Source organism: Nostoc cf. edaphicum LEGE 07299, from assembly GCF_015207245.1.
Lineage (GTDB): Bacteria > Cyanobacteriota > Cyanobacteriia > Cyanobacteriales > Nostocaceae > Nostoc > Nostoc edaphicum_B.
Genome location: NZ_JADEXF010000001.1, coordinates 1 through 17,414, shown reverse-complemented (window position 1 = coordinate 17,414; position 17,414 = coordinate 1). Strand labels below are relative to the sequence as shown.

Below are 17,414 nucleotides of genomic sequence, written 5' to 3'. Positions count from 1 at the left end.
CTCCCACTCTGACAAAAGAGGGCTAATCTGCACGGCAGCGGCTTTAACGATAGTCTTTTTCATAATTTTGTAACTTACTGTCCACGCGAGGTGATAAAACGATCTCCGGTAATAGCCGATCTCCAAATCTGATACGGAGCGAAGGAACGCTGCTGCCACATTTACGCAGGTTCCGAGGTCAGGACGCGGACGATCCTAGCTCCCCATCCACGTCCTCAGCACAGAAACCTGAACGCCGCCCTGAGTTCCTGAGCAAAAATCATTGGCTTCGTAAGCCTCTGCTGCTACCTAGTAGTACGCCAAGGAAACTTTGCATGGTGGCTAGCTCCAAGGGCGGAGGAGCAGAGGGGCAGAGGGGAAAGAACAAGGCACATTGAACTCTCCTCTGCACCCCTGCACCCCTGCTCAAGAGCCTGCCCCCACCTAACATTTTTGGGTTGGCAGACTACTAGTCGCCGATGTACTCGGCGGGTGCGGTAACCCTGACCGCATCATCTGGAAAGAACAGGAAAAACCTCTTCCATGTAACGGTCAGCGGCGGCGGCGGACTCTTCTGGACTGCTGCCATTCTGACGTGCACTCAGATAAGGCGCGTACCAGTCCCACCAATGATGCTCGGCGTGAGTTTTCTCGTAGCGATCATGGTACTCCGCCGTCTCGCTAAGAAGGTTTGCAAGAGTTGCAACGTCCATATCTCGTGTTTGCGTAGAGTTCCAAACGCGGCTTCCCGGTCGCGTTTGGATTTCCTGGAGCAGCCAGAGGTTCCCGTCTGGGTCCTCGAACGAGGCAAATGAGAAGTAGGAACGACCTTGCGGGTCGCGCCCGCCGACGCGCGGGTTTTCCACAGCGTTGTTGAAGGGGCCGCCAGCGTAGTGGAAGACCTCGCTGACGTTGACACCGCGAGCGATCAAGTCTTCGCGGGCGACATCGAGGTTGTCCACGGCGAGAACCAGGCTGTGCGCCGAGCTAGGATTGTTCGGAGTGACTCCCTTGCCGAAGATGATCGAGGCTTCCGAGTTGGGCGGCGTTATCTGCACGCCGCGGAAGTCGCCCTCCGCGATGTCGATGTCGAACCGCCAGCCGAGATTCTCGTAGAATGCCTTCGCGCGGTCAACGTCGGAAACGCCGAATAGCACAACTTCGAGTTTCATGTTTGGACTGTTTACGTTATTGCTACTCATCTTGTTCTCCTTTAGGTTGGTAAGTTTGATGTTCAGATTGGTTACTTTTCATTCTTCTGCGATCGCCCAATTTAGACCACTCAAGTTCTTTGAGTTAAGACGCGACTTAGATGTGCGTTCGCCAATGAAAAGTGCGGTGGTTTTGTTGCACGCCAGAGTCTGTTTTTACGGTGGTTTGCAGCTGGTGTTCGAGATGTAGAATTTCCGCTGCCCGCTCCCCGATAATCACGCAGGGAGCCATCGTGTTACCGGTGGTTACTCGCGGCAGAATCGATCCATCAGCAATCCGAAGATTGTCAATTCCATACACTCTCAGGTTGCTATCCACCACCGACATAGAATCTCGACCCATCTTCGCGGTGCAGGTTTCGTGCCAGAAACTCGTCGCAGCATCCCGAATAAAGCGTTCGAGTTCAGCCCCTTTCAAATTACCTGGCATCACTTCGCGCTTGACGAACGGACGAAGCGGAGCAGAGTTACCAACTTCGCGGCAAAGTTCTACGCAGGCGATCGCGGTTTTGAGATCATCCGGGTCAGACAGAGTGTTTCCGTCAATCAGAATCGGGTCGGATGGATCGGCTCCCTTCAGGCGCAGACGGCCTCGGCTTTTGGGCTGCGCGATCGCCCCAAATAACGTCCAGCCTGCATCAGGCAGCCCAAACCGAATGGCATTCTCGGCAGTGGATTTTGGCACCTCGGCTTGACAAACAAATAAGTCTGGACTGTCAAGCCCGGGCTGGTCGCCCGTGAAAAAGATTGCCTCGGACAAGTTGTTTCTGGGTGCGAGAGCGTTTTCATATTCCCAGACACAATCAAATGCAACGTGGTCTTGAAAATTTTGCCCCACACCGGGAAGGTGCTGCACGACAGGAATTCCAAATCGCTGCAACTCGGCCTCATCGCCGATACCGGATTGCATCAGCACTTTCGGCGTATGGATTGCACCGAGCGACAGTACGACTTCGACTGCCGCACCAATGCGATAGATTGCGTCACGATAAGAGATTTCCACGCCAGTGACCCGCTTGCCCTGGAACGTCAGCCGTGTGACCAGTGCATGACTGAGAACCGTCAGGTTTGGCCGATCCATATAAGGGAAGACGTAGGAGCGGAATATCGATTCGCGCTTGCCATTGCGGACTCGCACATCGCTGATAGAAGCGCCCTTCGCTGCTTCCATCATACGTCCGTTGGGATTTTCAAATGTAGGAATACCCACCACCCTCGCTCCTTCAACCGTTGCGGGTGCGATCGGGTTTGGATCTGGCGCGGGCTGGACAAATACTGGCCCTCCCGTTCCGCGATACATCGGGTCTGGCACGCCATGCCAATCTTCCAGGCGGCGATAAATCTTCAAAACGGATTCATAACTCCAAGCTGGATCGTTGGCAACGGATGCGAAGAAATCCCAATCATGCTTGTGTCCGCGTGCCCAAACCATGACGTTAATGCTCGATCCACCGCCAAGTACCTTGCCCATAGAGAACGGAATCGAACGACCGTTCACATGTAGATTCGGCTGGCCCTGGAAGCTCCAGTCGCGATCGCTTCCAAGGTTTGTCGGCCATTGATTCGCTTCTATGACACTTGACACATCATCGTTACCTCCAGCTTCCAGCAGCAGAACGCTGACATCTGGATTCTCAGCCAGTCTGCGGGCAACCACCGAGCCAGAAGCTCCAGATCCGCAAACAATAAAATCGTACTGGTGCCTTAACTGGGAGGTGAGCTGGCGCTGGTTGCTGCGGACACGTTCGGCGAAAATATCGCGGCTATCAGTCTCACGTTCATCCTTAAAGGATTTGTTCTCAAAATTCGTCTTCATCGCGCCTACCTCGCTTTCAACATCGAATGTAACGGTAAGGAGTCTGCATTGCCGGATGGTATAGGTTCGAGTTCCGTCGCTCACTTCACCGAGGAAAAGGCGGTCGGTGCCAGCAACTCGCTGCTGATGTTCTGCACAAGTTGACCGTCCTTCTCGGTTTCGGTGCTGATCGCGATCCATTCGGGGTCGGCAAGGAATGCGTTCCAGCGCTCCTGGCGTTCAGCCATGCTGTCCCAGGCAAGCATATAGGTGAGCCGTTGATTGCTCTCGCCGATTAGCGTTGTCCAGAATCCAGCCTGGCGGATGCCATGCTTTTCCCAAATCCGTAACGTGTGGTTCTGGAAGCGCGCAAGCAGCGCTGGTAGTCGTCCGGGCATGGAGTGATAAATGCGTAATTCGTAGATCAATGCCTGTGTTCCTTAGTCTGAAGGGTGTACGAGCAAGCAATCTTGTTTGGGAGCGTCAAAGCCATTTTTCTGCTAGCAAGGTGGTGTTAGTGACCCGCACTCTGTCCACCATCGACGTGAAGAATTTCGCCCGTCACAAAGTTGGCTGATTCCAGGTAGAGGATTGCATCAACGATGTCGGAGATTTCGCCCATACGACCGATGGGGTGCAGGGCATCGAGCTGTACATGGGTCTCTGCGGGATGCATTGGCGTTTTGATCGTACCCAGCGCGACGGCGTTCACCCGGATACCACGCTTGGCATACTCGATCGCAAGCGATCTAGTCGCGGCATTCAGTCCGCCCTTCGTCAGCGACGCGAGCACAGATGGTACGCCGGCGATCGGGTTGTCAACCAAGCTCGTCGATATCTGCACGATATGACCGCTACCCTGCTTCTCCATCTCGGCGATCGCGAGTTGCGTCATGTGAAAGAAGCCAGTGACGTTAGTGCCCAGATATACCTCATAGTCAGCTTCGGTGTATTGGGTAAATGGCTTGGCGATGAATATACCAGCGTTGTTGATGAGCGTGTCGATGCGCCCGAAGCGGGTCACGCCTTCGACGATCGCACGTTCAGCGGTTTTTCGATTGGCGATGTCACCTGACACTGCGAGGATTGCATCATCATCCGATGGCTGAATGGAGCGTGAGATAGCGACCACCCGATAGTTGCGATCGCGGTACGCCTTGACAAGGGCTGCGCCGATGCCCTGTGATGCCCCGGTGATAACAGCGACTTTCTGTTCGATGCCCATCGTAAAACTCCTTTGGAAATAATGTGTGAATGTTGCAGGTCACGCTATGGTCGAAGCCGTTATTAAGATGTCTAGCCCTGGTGTCTGCCTTTCCTGGTTCACTGCAAGTGATTCTCCAAAGGAGAGGCTACGCCAACGCGATAAGAACTGTAAAACTCGTCGGTTAAACTTTTCTGGATTCTCGATGAACGTGAAATGCCCACCACCTTCATCGGCTTCAAAGATTTCTAACTCAGAGTCAGGAATGCTTTGATTGATCCAGACTTGTGATCGCCACGGAATAATACTTTTTCTTCCAGAAATGACCAAAGTTGGCTTACGAATCCTGACAATTTGATCGCGCCAGTCGGTGTGAGCATGGTTGTACAACAGCGTTGCAGCAATCGCGCGTGGCAAGCGTTGATTGCACTCAACGATCCACTCAAACTGCTCCTCTGACATCGCTGGCGTGACCATTGAAGTCAGAAGGCTTCGAGTCAGTTCCTCAGCGTTGCCATTTTCTAGAGTGTGTACTGCTGCATTGAGTTGTTCGGCAGTAAACACTGCCCCGGACTCTGCGATTTCTTGAGCGTTCCAATGCGATTGCGAAACGACCAACGGAGATTGATCAACCAACACTAATCGATCAATTTCATCTAATCCAAATAGATCAAGGTAGCTCCAGATCAGAGAACATCCCATTGAGTGACCGAATAGGTGTGGCTTTTGGAGTTTCAGAGTACTGATCAATTCATGAATATCTTGAGCCAAGCGAGAGATTCGATACCCGAAATGTACTTTTTCTGACTCCCCGTGGCCTCGCAAATCGACTGCAATCACCTGATAGTGTTCGGCAAAAACAGGAATTTGATATTTGAATTGTTCTGCCGATTGCGACCAACCGTGAAGCATCACGATAGGTTGTCCGCTACCCGCGCTGATGTAGCTTAATTCGGCACCATCAGATGTTCTGAATGTTTTTCTTTGCATATTGTCCTTTCCCAGCGCAGTTTGAAAATCATTGACAATCAGTGCGTACATTACTGGTGATGGCTTCATCTTCCAATTCCTACCCAAGGACTGCACACCTTTGCTTGTGAACGAACGGCGTTCAGCCGATTTCTGGCGGATTCAAATACATCGGCTGCTCATTGCAAAGGCTTCGCTTGATTTCCCTGGTGAAGTCGTCGGCCAGTACCTCTTCCTTGTTGTCCTCAATGCCAGTCAGGGCGGCTTCGGCAACCTGCCGTGGATTGATCTTCTTCATCTCGAAGCCTTTGGTCATCTCGGTATCCATAAAGCCGACATGCAGACCGAGCACTAATGTCTTCTGGTTCCGCAGATCGATGCGTAAAGCATTGGTAAAGCTCCACGCCGCTGACTTCGAGGCGGAATATGCTGCCAGCATCGGACGCGCATACCAAGTGGCATCTGACAAGACATTGATGACCGCTCCACCGCCATTCTTGGCAAGAATTGGAGCAAATGCCTGACTGACCAGAATCATGCCATAGTAGTTAGTCTCGAAGACATCGCGCGCGATGTCGATCATGGCTGGATCTAGGGTACTGCTGGTTAGCCGAGCAATACCTGCGTTGTTGACCAGCACAGTAGTATCACCGCACTGTGTCACGGCCGCAGCTATCGAGGCAGGATCGGTCACATCGAGTTTGACCTGAATGATACCTGGCGTATTGGCTTCAGTCGGACTACGCACTCCGGCGTAGACCTTTTTAGCACCACGGTCAAGTGCCTCGTGCGCGAATGCCAAGCCTAAGCCGCGACTAGCACCAGAAATAAAGACTACGGAATCTTGAGTTTTCATCTTCAGTTTTGGAGATAATGTGTGAATGTTGCTCTTCAGGCGATGGTCGAAGCCGTTATGCGGTGGTCATGGTCGGTGCTGGTAGCGACTGGTAGCCATGCTTCGATTTCCTGTGCCATTTTCGCGGCATTGTTCTGGTACATCGCGATCGTGTCCTTCCCGACGGGCAAATGCAGTGGCGGACGTTCTGTATTGGCGAGTTGAAGAATCACCTGAGCAAACTTTTTCGGATCGCCAGGCTGCTGCCCATGTAGCGCATTGGCTCCGTGACGCATCGGTTCTACCGTTTCCTGGTAATCGGCGATCGTGGTTTTAGCGGCGACATAGGACTCAGTGCTGAGGAAGTCGGTCGTAAAAAGACCGGGAGCCACTACCGTGACGTGGATGCCGAGCGGTGCCAGTTCGACCGCTAGCCCTTTCGAGAGACCTTCGACCGCAAATTTAGTAGACCCATACAATCCCCAGCCCGGAACTGCATCGTAGCCAAACAAAGACGAGATATTGATGACCCGCCCGGACTTTTGCTGGCGCAGGTACGGCAACACCGCACGAGTCACGTTCAGTAACCCAAACACGTTGGTATCATATTGTTTGCGGACTTCGGCATCCGTGGCTTCTTCAATCGCAGTAACCATGCCAAACCCGGCATTATTGACTAAGACATCAACCCGGTCGAAACGGGCAATGCCTTGCTTGACAGCCTCTTGTACCTGGTGTTCCTGGGTAACATCCATCTGTACAACGTACAAATCGGGGTGGTTGTGCAGGGTAGCGGCGAGTTGTGCGGGCTGAGAGCGAACCGTCGCCACTACTCGATCGCCTGCTGCCAGGGCTGCTCTGGCAATTTCTAACCCAAAGCCTCTGGAAGCTCCGGTAATGAACCATACTTTCTGCGTTTTCATGGGGTGTCCTCGTTTTCGGTGTTGTCTAGTTTATTGCCTTTAGTTCTTTCGGTTAGTGTCTAACTGCTACACTGGTGGCGAGTAATAAAAGGAGTGAAAAACCTGATACGTTTGACTCCTTTTCACCCTTAAATGATTGATGTCCTGTTATCGTCCGGGAGCGCGCTTCTTCACTTCTTGGAGCAGCCAACCGTTGCCGTCTGGATCGCTGAACGAGGCAAAGGAGGCATAATCGCGACGTTCTGGGTCTGGGCCTGTTATACGTCCCTCGGTTCCGGCATGGTGGAAGACCCCGCCGATGTCGTGGAACACCTCACTCACCTCGACACCCCGATCGACGAGTTCGGCACGGGCTGCTTCGATGTCGTAAACGATGAGATACAAGCCTTGAATTGAGCCTGGCTCGGCTAACGACACTCCTTTCCCAAAGATGATTGATGCTTGCGATCCAGGCGGGGTAAATTGCACGACTCGGAAACCATTCTCGCCTGGAAAGTCAGCATCGAGTCGCCATCCTAACGTTTTGTAAAAGTCTTTGGAGCGATCAACATCGGCAACGGGTATCACCACAACTTCGAGTTTCATGTCTTGACTGGTTACAGAATTGCTACTCATCTTGTTCTCCTTTAGATTGGTGAGGTTGCTGTCTATCTCGATTAACTTCATTCTTGTGCGATCATCCCCCAAAGGCGATCGCAATGTTACCATCGCTCAATTTAGAACACTCAAGTTCTTTGAACTAAAACGCACTTTAATCGTTCGCAGCCCCTTTGACGGACAGGGGCGCTCCGACGATCGAAGTGTCGTACTGATTTCCAAGATCCGTCCATCCTTCGGGTGGCGTTTGACCAATTTGGGGGAAGAATTCGTCGATTCCGCCGGGTACGAAGGTGAAAAGCAAGCCAGCCGCTCCCGGTCCGAGGTTCACCCATCCATGTACGCTGTTCCGGGGTACAACAACCGATGTTCCGGGTGCGACCTCGAACTCCTCGCCTGCACAGTGAAAGCGAAATCTGCCTTCAAGTACTTCAAATATCTCCTCCCTATCTTCGTGATAGTGGAGTGGCGGCCCTATGAACGGTGGAACTCGCGCTTCGATGATTGTGAAAGCCCCGCCGACATCTCTGCTATGCACGCGGATAGCCATTTGCTCACCGAGCATTGTATTGAACCAATTGAGATCCTCGCCCCGGCCGACAATTGCAACTTTGTTTTTACTGAATTCTGTGCTCATTGTTTTACCTGCGATAATTGTGGGATTGAGGATCAAAGCAGTTCATTACTTGCAGCGATAATGGCTGCCATTAACTGCTCCATATTCCAGCGACCGCGATACCTAATTCCATTAATAAACAAAGCTGGTGCAGTCACAACTCCACTTTGCTGACCACTTGCGATATCTTCATTGATGCGGTCAACATGAACTTGTTTGAAGATATCCTGCAAAAATTGGCAGATGTCGAGACCTAGATCATTGGCATACTCAACGAGATAGCCGTTTCCTAATGCCTCTTGATGGGTGAGCAGCATCTTGTGCATCTGCCAAAACTGACCCTGCGCTCCTGCTGCTTCCGCTGCTTCTGCTGCCTTTTGTGCTTGAGGATAAATTGAATGTTCGATAAAGTGACGAAACACGACACAAATCGAATTTTTCTCAGTCAGCCGGGAATTGAAATCTTGCTGAATTGCCTGAATCAACTGATGCATTTCCCTCAACTGAGGACATTGGTAATTCCCATATTCCACGAGTATGACGGGGGCATTGAGCGTCCCCTGATAGCGATCGCGTTGGGAAGGTGGAACAAAAAGTTGATTAAAATTACTATCTTGATTCATCGATACTGTATCAAAAAGGGTTTCTCACAGCATCAAGGGATTGGCATGACTCCTATCTGTGATTCCTCCCGACTCCGTTTTTTCTATGTCTTTAGCTTATGAAACTAATTCAGCTTTGTCGCCAACTCAGAGTTGAGTAATTGAAGGGATGAAACAACAGTTGCTTACTATCTCTAAAACTAACTCTCAACCGAACTTAAGTTCAGTTTTGCTTGTTTCACAACTTGGCGAGTCCCCGCTTCAGTGCGGTAATCACCGCTTGAGTGCGATCGCTCACGCCTAATTTGCTCAAAATCCGGTTGATGTGAAATTTCACAGTACTTTCAGTAATATTCAAAGCCGCAGCAATATCTTGATTACTCAAGCCACGCGCCATCTGACAAACAACCTCTTGTTCTCGCTCGCTCAACTCTGGAATGTTCATCCGTTGCACCAGTTTGGCAGCGACTTCGGAAGGAATATATTGTTGTCCTCTGTGAACAATATGAATCGCATTCAAGAGTGCCTCCGGTTCTGCGTCCTTGAGCAGATAGCCCTTGGCTCCGGCGCGTAATGCCCGATAAATATCTTCATCTCCGTCATAAGTGGTCAGTACAATCATCCGGGCATGGGTGTATTCAGCACAGATGGCGACGATCGCATCAACACCGCTGATCTGGGGCATCCGTAAGTCGATCAAAGTGACATCAGGCTGGAGTTGTCGATATTGAGCGATCGCTTCCTGCCCATTGCCCGCTTGACCTACCACTGTCATATCTGGCTCATTCTCAATCATCGCGGCTAGTCCTTGCCGGACAATCGAGTGATCGTCAACAATCAAAACGCGGATTACTGTAGACTGACTCACGCTGATGCCTCCCGATGTACGGATACGATCGTTTCTGTTCCCTGCCCCAGTCGGCTCTTAATCGAGAGTTGTGCCTTAATGCGTTCCGCTCGTTCAGTAATCCCCAGTAAGCCAAACCCCCGATTTAGGATTGTATGGTTGGCTTCAAATCCTTGTCCATTGTCTTTAATTCGTAAGCAGAATTGCGTTGGTTCATAAATTAATTCAATCCGAATTTCCTTTGCATTCGCATACCTAATTGAATTCGTAAATGCTTCCTGTGCAATTCTCAGAAGATTATTCTCTGTTTCCGGGGGTAACGTATAGGGCGTGCCAATAATATCACAAATCAGGCTGGTTTCGGTTGAAGATTGCATGGTAGCTACAAACCGTTGCAGTGCCGTCCACAGATTGCCATCTTCTAGAGATTGGGGGCGCAGTGCTGCAACGGAGCGTCGAGCTTCTGTCAGCCCGGTGCGGGCCAAATCTCGCACAATATTAATATGTGTTTGAATTGCTTGGGGGTTGCTTGTCACTAATCGAGAAACGGTTCCCATATGAACCAGAATCCCGGTAAAGGCTTGCGCGAGAGTGTCATGAATTTCGCGTGCCATGCGGTTGCGTTCTTCTAAAATTGAGGCTTCTTCGGCACGTTTGCGATCGCTGATATCTGTAATCAGACCATAGTATCCTTTCACTTGACCGCTGCCATCGAAATCAGGGATGAGGGAATTACTGATATATTTCTTGCCATACACACAGGGAATTTCTGCCTCATAGGTTGTGATTTGCCCTGCCAGTGCTTGATTGATATACGGTTGTACAACTTGATAAGATGCCTCACCCAAGTTTTCACAAATATGCTTGCCCAGAATCTCACCTCGACTACGGTGAAACCAGTCCTCATAGGTGCGGTTGGCAAACTGATAACGCTGGTCGGCATCTACATAGGTGATACAAACAGGTAGAGCGTCCGTAATCACTCGTAATTCCTGTTCTCGCTCGCGCAGTTCTGCTTGGCTTTGCTCTAAAGCCGCCGTCCTTTGAGCTACCTGTTGCTCTAAGGTGCGATTGTAATTGGCTAAGAAGTGTTCTGCTTGTTTCCGCTCTGTGATATCTTGAAAGGTGGCGATCGCATACGCCACCTTACCCTGTTCATCAAATACTGGCGTTCCCCATATCTCAACTGGGATGATAGTATTACCTCGGTGAATCTCTAAATCATCTGTCCTCGTGCGTTCACCTTTCAATGCCCGGTATAAATTCAGTTTTTCAGTGGGATATTTTTGATTCGTTCCGGCTACATAAGTTTGATACGTCTCTGCAAGTTGATCTATTGTTGCGGAAGAAACAACCCCTTTGCCTGTTAGCTGAGTTGCTCGTTGATTGAAGTAGTAAGGACGACCCGCCGCATCTACAACTGCAACCCCCACCGGAATTGCTTCGAGAAATTGAGCCATCCTACTTTCGCTTGCGCGTAACTCTAAGTAGAGTTTGGCATTTTCGATCGCAATTGCTGCCTGAGTTGATAATAGATTTAATATCTGCGTTCGCGTAGCGTCTCCAAAGGAGACTCGCTCTGCTGTGAATGCTCCAGTTGCTAATTGATTTTCCAGGTACAACACGCCAACAAGTTTACTTTGATTCAACAACGGCAAACAAAGAAGTGATTTCGTTTGGTTCTGCTGAATATATGGCTCATTGATGAAATTACCTTCACGAGTTGCATCATTTAAAATGACAGATTCATGAGTCCGAATCACATAATGAATAATGGATTCGGGTAAGCGATTTACCATTGAAATCGATTGCAGTACTTGTGTAGTACAAAAATTTGCACCATCATTGAGTTCACAAGCAGCCTCGATCGCCCATTCTCCTGCGTTTTCCAAAATCAAGCATCCAGTTTGCGCGCCAGCATTCTCAATTAATATCTGCATCAAATAATTGAGTAACTGATCCAGTTCAATTTCGCGAGAAATGGCTTGGGATGCTCTGATTACTGTTGCTAAATCGAAAGCAATATGTGAGGTGTTAGAAGTAGTTCCAGTAGTGGTGCGAACTGGTGCCTCAGCCATATTCAGTGACTGAGGAAAAAACTGTGAATAGCGAGTCTCTAAATCTTTGGCTTTTGCGGTTGCTCCCCACCGCTCATAGCAGTAATGGGCTTCCTTCATATAGAGATGAGCAAACCTTTCTCGACCACGAGCCAAGTAATGTTTGGCAGCTAATTCGTAGGCTAAGGCTTCTTCTTGAATGTACTCATTGTCTCTAGCACCAAGAATTGCTTGTTCGTAGAGTTCTTCTGCGTCAAACAACCGCCCTAAAACTCGCGCTTTCTCTGCCTCAACTAACTGAAATTTATGCAAAAAATTCATCGGGGCATGGTGTGCCCATTTCTGCATTTTTTCTTGATTGGCGTTAACGCGATTCAAGCAAGCTGCTTTTTCAGAGTTTGAAGCATCCGCCAACAAGCTCAGAAATATTAGGGAGTCATAGAAATGAAATATAGATACAGAGATTATTGCTGTGGCTGCGCCTAAATACTGTTCTGCCAAAGTAGCCGTTTTTGCAGCTTGCTCATACTCCCCGAACAGATAGTATAAAATCAGCTTATTTAAGTAAAAGTAGTGAAGGCTAGTTCCATCCTTGACAGCGATCGCCCATGATAGTGCTTGCTCTTCGTCATAGATACAACCCACTAAGCGACTTGGATTTTCAGATTGACCTCGCAGGTTAAGGATCGTTTGCTGCAACATTGCTAGCCAAATGGAAGCAGTCTCTCGTCTAATTTGATGGGTGGCTTTACAATAAATCGCTGTTTGTTGTTCCAGTTCTGTCAGTTCTTGTCCTGCAAAAAAGGGATAATAACATAAGCTAAATGCACAATAACTCGCAAATTCAAACTCTCCACTTTCTATCCCGCTTTGATAAGCCTCAGCTAAAATGGGAAATGTCTTTTTAAGGTGGTCTTTCCAGTGAATTATATGGAAATTCACCATCAGCAATGCTTTGCAGTTAACTCTCTTGCTACTTAATCTTTTCGCTAAATTTAAGGATAATTTGCCAAATCGATAGCCCAGTTCAAAGTCTTGTACAACTCCACATAGCATCATGCCATAGGCAGCATAACCGAGCAGCGACCAGACAGCGTTTCCATGAGCGAGCGATAAATTCACCATTTTGCATACAATCAGCACCATCAAAGCGGGTGACACATTAAAGGCCGCTCCCACTGTGCTGACTAAAATGTGAATTGCTGCCAGTGGCGCAGGTTCAGTCATCTCTGGCAGATCAATCAAATCTTCAATTTCCCGCCCAACGAGTCGTGAAGCGGTTTCCTCTAATCCTGCTTGAACGTCTAACTGACTTGGAGCTTCCACTAAACTAATTCCCAAGAGTTGCAGCACTTCCAAGCCAGTTTTAAGGGCTTCTTTAGGGTCTCCCTGCGACAGCCATGCTTGAATTCTGCTATCGTAAGCTTTCACTTTATCGAGTACTGTCTTCGCACGGTTGAGTACTTCTTCTACAAGCCGTTCCATTTCGTCAAAGTGACCACTGAGGTATGCTGCCTCTGCGGCCTCCGAATGTAACGCCAAAGTTAAGCCATACTCACGCTGCCAACTTTCCCCATTAAGAAGTTTAAGCCCTGCATTGAAATACTTGAAAGCTGCTTCATAAGCCGTCGCTGCCAGCGCTTTCTGACCTGCTTGCAAATTCAGTTTGGCAATTTCATTCCGTTGGGATTGCTCAGTGATTAACTTGGTTCCATAATTCAGTTGGTCAACAATTTCAAACAACCGCTCTGCTAGCTGCTCTGGCAAAGTCTTTTCGAGTAAATTGCGACCGATTTGCAGATGTACCCCAAGTTTTTGCGACTCATCGATTAAGGCGTATGCCGCTTGCTGTACGCGATCGTGCAAAAACTTATATTCTTGAACTAATAGGTTTTCGTCTAATTCAGATATAGGTTGAATTAATCCAGCTTGAATGGCTACTAGTAAATCTAGAGAAATTGCTTTAGGAGATTGTTCGCAAACGATCGCTAACGTATTTAAATTAAATTCAGCACCGATACAAGCTGCTAACTGGAGAATTTGCTGTGTGTTTTCTGGTAATTTATTTAACTGGCTCAGTAGCAACTCCACCACATTATCGGTAATATCCTGGGCTTGAATATCAGCAATGTTCCATTGCCAGCATAAGTGTTCAGCATCAAATGTCAGCAGATTTTCGCTATGCAGCATTCTCAAGAATTCACCGACAAAGAAAGGATTACCCTCAGTTTTACGCAAAACTAACTCAGCTAAGGGACGAACAATGTCTGCATTCTGATGTAACGTCTCGGCAATCAACTGACTCAACGGCTCCAGCGTTAATGGTGCTAGGATTATCTCCTGAAGCACTGCCCCTTGTTTTCGCAGTCTCTCTAGCGTTAACATCAACGGATCAGTTGGATTTACCTCATGATCTCGATAAGCTCCAATTAAAAATAGGAATTGGGTTTGTTCATCAAGCAACATCAACTCAATTAACTTCAGCGTTGCTAAGTCTATCCATTGCAAATCATCTAAAAAGATCACAAGCGGGTGTGACTCTGAACAAAACACCCGCACAAACTTTTGAAAAATTAGATTGAAGCGATTTTGAGCTTCAGTTGCTCCAACTTCTGATAGAGGCGGCTGCTTGCCGATAATTAATTCAACTTCCGGGATGATATCAATGATAATTTGTCCGTTGGTTCCTAAAGCCGTTAGCAAGCGCGATCGCCATTGTTGCACTTGCTCGTCTGGTTCACCGAGCAATTGTTGTACCAATTTTTGCAGGGCATCTGCGATCGCGCTGTAGGGAATATTGCGCTGAAATTGATCGAATTTACCAGAGATAAAATAGCCGCGCTTTGCGGTGATTGGTTTATAAAGTTCCTGGACTAATGCTGATTTCCCAATTCCCGCATAGCCAGAAACTAGCATCATTTCAACTTTGAAAGTTTGATTGTCTGTTAGTTTCTGTTCTGAAGTTTGTTGTACAAGGTTTTCTGAAGCAACGCGAATGTCCTTCCCTGCGGGAGGCTGCACCAACGGACACGCTACGCGAACAAAAGCCGCTAGTAACATTGCAACTTCCTGATCCCGTCCATAAAGTTTTTGGGGAATTTGAAACTGATCCCAAACATCTAATAGACCCAGTTGAATGCTATTAATTTGCCCGATTTTTTTTAATTGGTCAGCACAAATTTCTAAATCTGCTTTGATACCCCAAGCACTCTGATAGCGATCCTCCGCATTCTTTGCCATTAGTTTCAAAATAATATCTGAAACTGCTTTGGGAATCGTTGCCTTCAGTTCGTGAGGCGGAACAGGTGATTTGGCAAGATGACAATGGACAAGTTCAAGAATGTCTGTTGTGACAAACGGTAACTGTCCAGTGAGCAGTTCGTAGAACGTTACGCCAAGGGAGTAAAAATCAGTACGATAATCAAGCAAACGGTTCATGCGTCCGGTTTGCTCTGGAGATAAGTATGCAAGAGTGCCTTCTAGAACATGAGGGTTTTTGAAGGTTGGGTTGGTGCGGTTAAATCGAGTAGCAATTCCGAAATCAATAAATTTAACGACCCCAGTATCTAGATTGAAGACAATATTGCTAGGGTTGATATCTTTATGAATGACACCAGCAGCGTGAATTCTGCCCAGAATACCTGTGAGTTTAATGGCAAGGGATAGAAAAGCTGATAAGGGCATAGGGCAGAATTCTGAACGCTGCTGTATCCATCTCTCCAGAGACTCTCCACCGAAATCTTCTAAAAGAATAATGAGTGTGCGCTGATATTCCTGCTGACTATATGCCTTGATCGCGCCTTCTAAGTTAAGCGATCGCGTAATTTCATATTCCTGCCTGTAGCGGGTGAGTTCTGATGCCGTAGGATAGTTATGTTTGAGAACTTTGAGAATAACAGACGTGCGATCTGACAGCTTGATGCCACGATACACCAAAGAATTATTGCTGGAATATATCTGAGCATCAACCGCAACGTCAGGTAGCGCAATCATTCTTATCACCTTGTCAAAGCATAGAAAGAACCGCAAACCCAAATAGAATTAATGCTTATTATTCAAGTTCTACTTTGAGAAGTCAATCTACATATTATATATGTGCTGGGAACTCCGAATACTTGTAAATCATAGGAGGATTTAGACACTCTTGCACGAATTGATAAACAGCCCAGTTGAATTATCACACTATCTCTCATGAATTGCTTCTTTGACTCGTGCGATCGCTAGTCGAAGGTATAGCCATCAGGCTGAATGAGCGAGGTAAGTTTGACAAACAAACAACCAGCAAATTTTGGATACTGTCAATAATGCGATCGCACTCGTAGATAAGACTATCGCCGCTGCATTTAACCTAGATATTCCAGCCCAATCACCCTCAAGCCTAGATAAATAAGGCATTACAGGTACTATATCCCCCACTTTCAACCTAGTGTGGTAAAACTTACTAGAGAAGACGACTCTCTAAATTAGCCAAGTAAGCCTTGGGGTCTCTGCGAAATCGATACTGTTCAATTCTGGCAATGCGTGGTGTTTCTTCCAAAAGTGGATGCTCCCGGAGAAATCAGTAGTCGCATACAACTTAACGATAGTATAGCAAACTTGCTTTCCGGGAAGTTAGCTACTAGTGCGATCGCCGCAGCTTCTATATTTCTATATGTAATAGTCATGCTGCAATACGACAAGGCATGATGCATAAGTTACTTGAACCTATAAATAATTTAATGGGTCTAGGACGTGACTTGCAAGACATGGAAGGCAATCTTAATCGCCTTGATGATGTTTTACAGAACCCCATTGACCCACAGTTAGAACCGAAAACAGGCAAGGGAGCACAGGGTAAGTCTTCTCCTGTGCCCCAGACTTCTGTCCGCAAGCTGAAATTACAAGGGGATGTTGAATTACGCAATGTTACCTTTGGCTATAGCAAAATAGCTCCACCGATAATAGAGAATTTTAATCTCTGTGTCAAAAAAGGACAAAGAGTTGCTCTTGTAGGTACTAGTGGGTGTGGGAAGTCTACTATTGCTAAACTTTTGTGTGGACTTTACGTACCCTGGCAAGGAGAAATTTACTTCGATGGCGAACTCAGAGAACAAATTGACCGCCAGGTATTGGTCAATTCTATCTCTGCCGTAGACCAAGAAATCTTTTTCTTTGCTGGCAGTGTCAAAGATAACTTAACACTTTGGGACAGTACTATACCCAATGAATATTTAGTTCAAGCTTGTCAAGATGCTCAAATTCATGATGCGATCGCTTCTCTACCAAAAGGATACAATGCAGAACTGTTGGAGGGTGCTGCTAATCTCAGCGGTGGTCAGCGACAATGCTTAGAAATTGCGCGTGCCTTGGTTAATCATCCCAGTATCTTGATTTTAGATGAAGCTACCAGTGCCTTAGATACCAAGATTGAAAACCAAGTCAGTCAGAATCTCAAAGCGCGTGGTTGCACTTGCATCATTGTCGCACATCGACTTTCGACCATACAAGATTGCGATGAAATTATTGTTATCGAACGCGGAAAGATAGTTCAAAAAGGAACTCATGAGCAATTACAGCAAATGGAATTAGCATACCCTGTTAGTAATTTACTAACCTCCTCAAGTTGAAGCATTAATCCTGATGTGTCACCGTAGTCAAGGTATGAGTGAAAGAATTAGACATCTCCGAAAACGTTCAAAGCCTTGATGTGGCTAGGCTATAGTCCGTAAATGCAATCATCCTAAATTAGGTAGTCTGTACGAAAAAATAAGGCTTTAATATATTTACTGTTGATAATTAG

Annotated in this window: 13 protein-coding genes and 1 pseudogene; 2 read left to right on the top strand and 12 right to left on the bottom strand. The window is 47.7% G+C overall.

Going from position 1 to position 17,414, the window contains the following annotated elements; genetic code table 11:
- Nucleotides 1-491: 491 nt before the first annotated feature.
- From IQ229_RS00070 to IQ229_RS00015, 12 genes are all read right to left on the bottom strand, one after another.
- Nucleotides 492-1,151 carry a VOC family protein gene (locus IQ229_RS00070; RefSeq protein WP_228012904.1) on the bottom strand — a complete coding sequence of 220 codons (660 nt, stop codon included), beginning with the start codon at nucleotides 1,149-1,151 and terminating at the stop codon, nucleotides 492-494.
- Nucleotides 1,152-1,287: 136 nt separating this feature from the next.
- A complete protein-coding gene (locus IQ229_RS00065) occupies nucleotides 1,288-3,006 on the bottom strand; it encodes a GMC family oxidoreductase (RefSeq protein ID WP_194040190.1) in 1,719 nt (572 codons plus the stop codon).
- A gap of 80 nt (nucleotides 3,007-3,086) precedes the next feature.
- Nucleotides 3,087-3,413, bottom strand: a complete 327-nt coding sequence (locus IQ229_RS00060) for an NIPSNAP family protein (RefSeq protein ID WP_194040188.1) — start codon at nucleotides 3,411-3,413, stop codon at nucleotides 3,087-3,089.
- An 86-nt stretch (nucleotides 3,414-3,499) separates the two neighbouring features.
- Nucleotides 3,500-4,210, bottom strand: coding sequence for an SDR family NAD(P)-dependent oxidoreductase (locus IQ229_RS00055; RefSeq protein ID WP_194040186.1), 711 nt, complete (start codon nucleotides 4,208-4,210; stop codon nucleotides 3,500-3,502).
- A 39-nt stretch (nucleotides 4,211-4,249) separates the two neighbouring features.
- Nucleotides 4,250-5,248 carry an alpha/beta fold hydrolase gene (locus IQ229_RS00050; RefSeq protein WP_194040183.1) on the bottom strand — a complete coding sequence of 333 codons (999 nt, stop codon included), beginning with the start codon at nucleotides 5,246-5,248 and terminating at the stop codon, nucleotides 4,250-4,252.
- Nucleotides 5,249-5,300: 52 nt separating this feature from the next.
- On the bottom strand, nucleotides 5,301-6,014 hold the full coding sequence (locus IQ229_RS00045) for an SDR family oxidoreductase (protein ID WP_194040181.1): 714 nt from the start codon (nucleotides 6,012-6,014) through the stop codon (nucleotides 5,301-5,303).
- Nucleotides 6,015-6,049: 35 nt separating this feature from the next.
- Nucleotides 6,050-6,916 (bottom strand): oxidoreductase, encoded by an 867-nt coding sequence (locus IQ229_RS00040; protein ID WP_194040179.1) that lies wholly within the window; start codon nucleotides 6,914-6,916, stop codon nucleotides 6,050-6,052.
- 147 nt (nucleotides 6,917-7,063) lie between these two features.
- Nucleotides 7,064-7,531, bottom strand: coding sequence for a VOC family protein (locus tag IQ229_RS00035; protein ID WP_194040177.1), 468 nt, complete (start codon nucleotides 7,529-7,531; stop codon nucleotides 7,064-7,066).
- A 136-nt stretch (nucleotides 7,532-7,667) separates the two neighbouring features.
- Nucleotides 7,668-8,186, bottom strand: coding sequence for a cupin domain-containing protein (locus IQ229_RS00030; protein ID WP_228012903.1), 519 nt, complete (start codon nucleotides 8,184-8,186; stop codon nucleotides 7,668-7,670).
- On the bottom strand, nucleotides 8,183-8,752 hold the full coding sequence (locus IQ229_RS00025; protein ID WP_194040173.1) for a DsbA family protein: 570 nt from the start codon (nucleotides 8,750-8,752) through the stop codon (nucleotides 8,183-8,185). Before IQ229_RS00025 ends, IQ229_RS00030 begins: the two co-directional genes overlap by 4 nt.
- 217 nt (nucleotides 8,753-8,969) lie before the next feature.
- Complete coding sequence (locus IQ229_RS00020; RefSeq protein WP_194040171.1) at nucleotides 8,970-9,599, bottom strand: response regulator; 630 nt, start codon at nucleotides 9,597-9,599, stop codon at nucleotides 8,970-8,972.
- Nucleotides 9,596-15,628 (bottom strand): AAA family ATPase, encoded by a 6,033-nt coding sequence (locus IQ229_RS00015; RefSeq protein ID WP_194040169.1) that lies wholly within the window; start codon nucleotides 15,626-15,628, stop codon nucleotides 9,596-9,598. The genes IQ229_RS00020 and IQ229_RS00015 overlap by 4 nt, the downstream gene beginning before the upstream one ends.
- 531 nt (nucleotides 15,629-16,159) lie before the next feature.
- Between IQ229_RS00015 and IQ229_RS24635 the strand changes: the two genes are divergently transcribed.
- Both IQ229_RS24635 and IQ229_RS00005 read left to right on the top strand, forming a co-directional pair.
- On the top strand, nucleotides 16,160-16,321 hold the full coding sequence (locus IQ229_RS24635; protein ID WP_322743915.1) for a hypothetical protein: 162 nt from the start codon (nucleotides 16,160-16,162) through the stop codon (nucleotides 16,319-16,321).
- A pseudogene (locus IQ229_RS00005) lies at nucleotides 16,312-17,241 on the top strand (ATP-binding cassette domain-containing protein); the annotation flags it as partial. The gene IQ229_RS24635 and the pseudogene IQ229_RS00005, both read left to right, overlap by 10 nt.
- Nucleotides 17,242-17,414: the final 173 nt, after the last annotated feature.

Coding starts and splice junctions, on each gene's coding strand:
- IQ229_RS00070 (WP_228012904.1), bottom strand. CDS start 1,151: ATGAAACTCGAAGTTGTGCTATTCGGCGTTTCCGACGTTGACCGCGCG.
- IQ229_RS00065 (WP_194040190.1), bottom strand. CDS start 3,006: ATGAAGACGAATTTTGAGAACAAATCCTTTAAGGATGAACGTGAGACT.
- IQ229_RS00055 (WP_194040186.1), bottom strand. CDS start 4,210: ATGGGCATCGAACAGAAAGTCGCTGTTATCACCGGGGCATCACAGGGC.
- IQ229_RS00050 (WP_194040183.1), bottom strand. CDS start 5,248: ATGAAGCCATCACCAGTAATGTACGCACTGATTGTCAATGATTTTCAA.
- IQ229_RS00045 (WP_194040181.1), bottom strand. CDS start 6,014: ATGAAAACTCAAGATTCCGTAGTCTTTATTTCTGGTGCTAGTCGCGGC.
- IQ229_RS00040 (WP_194040179.1), bottom strand. CDS start 6,916: ATGAAAACGCAGAAAGTATGGTTCATTACCGGAGCTTCCAGAGGCTTT.
- IQ229_RS00035 (WP_194040177.1), bottom strand. CDS start 7,531: ATGAGTAGCAATTCTGTAACCAGTCAAGACATGAAACTCGAAGTTGTG.
- IQ229_RS00025 (WP_194040173.1), bottom strand. CDS start 8,752: ATGAATCAAGATAGTAATTTTAATCAACTTTTTGTTCCACCTTCCCAA.
- IQ229_RS00015 (WP_194040169.1), bottom strand. CDS start 15,628: ATGATTGCGCTACCTGACGTTGCGGTTGATGCTCAGATATATTCCAGC.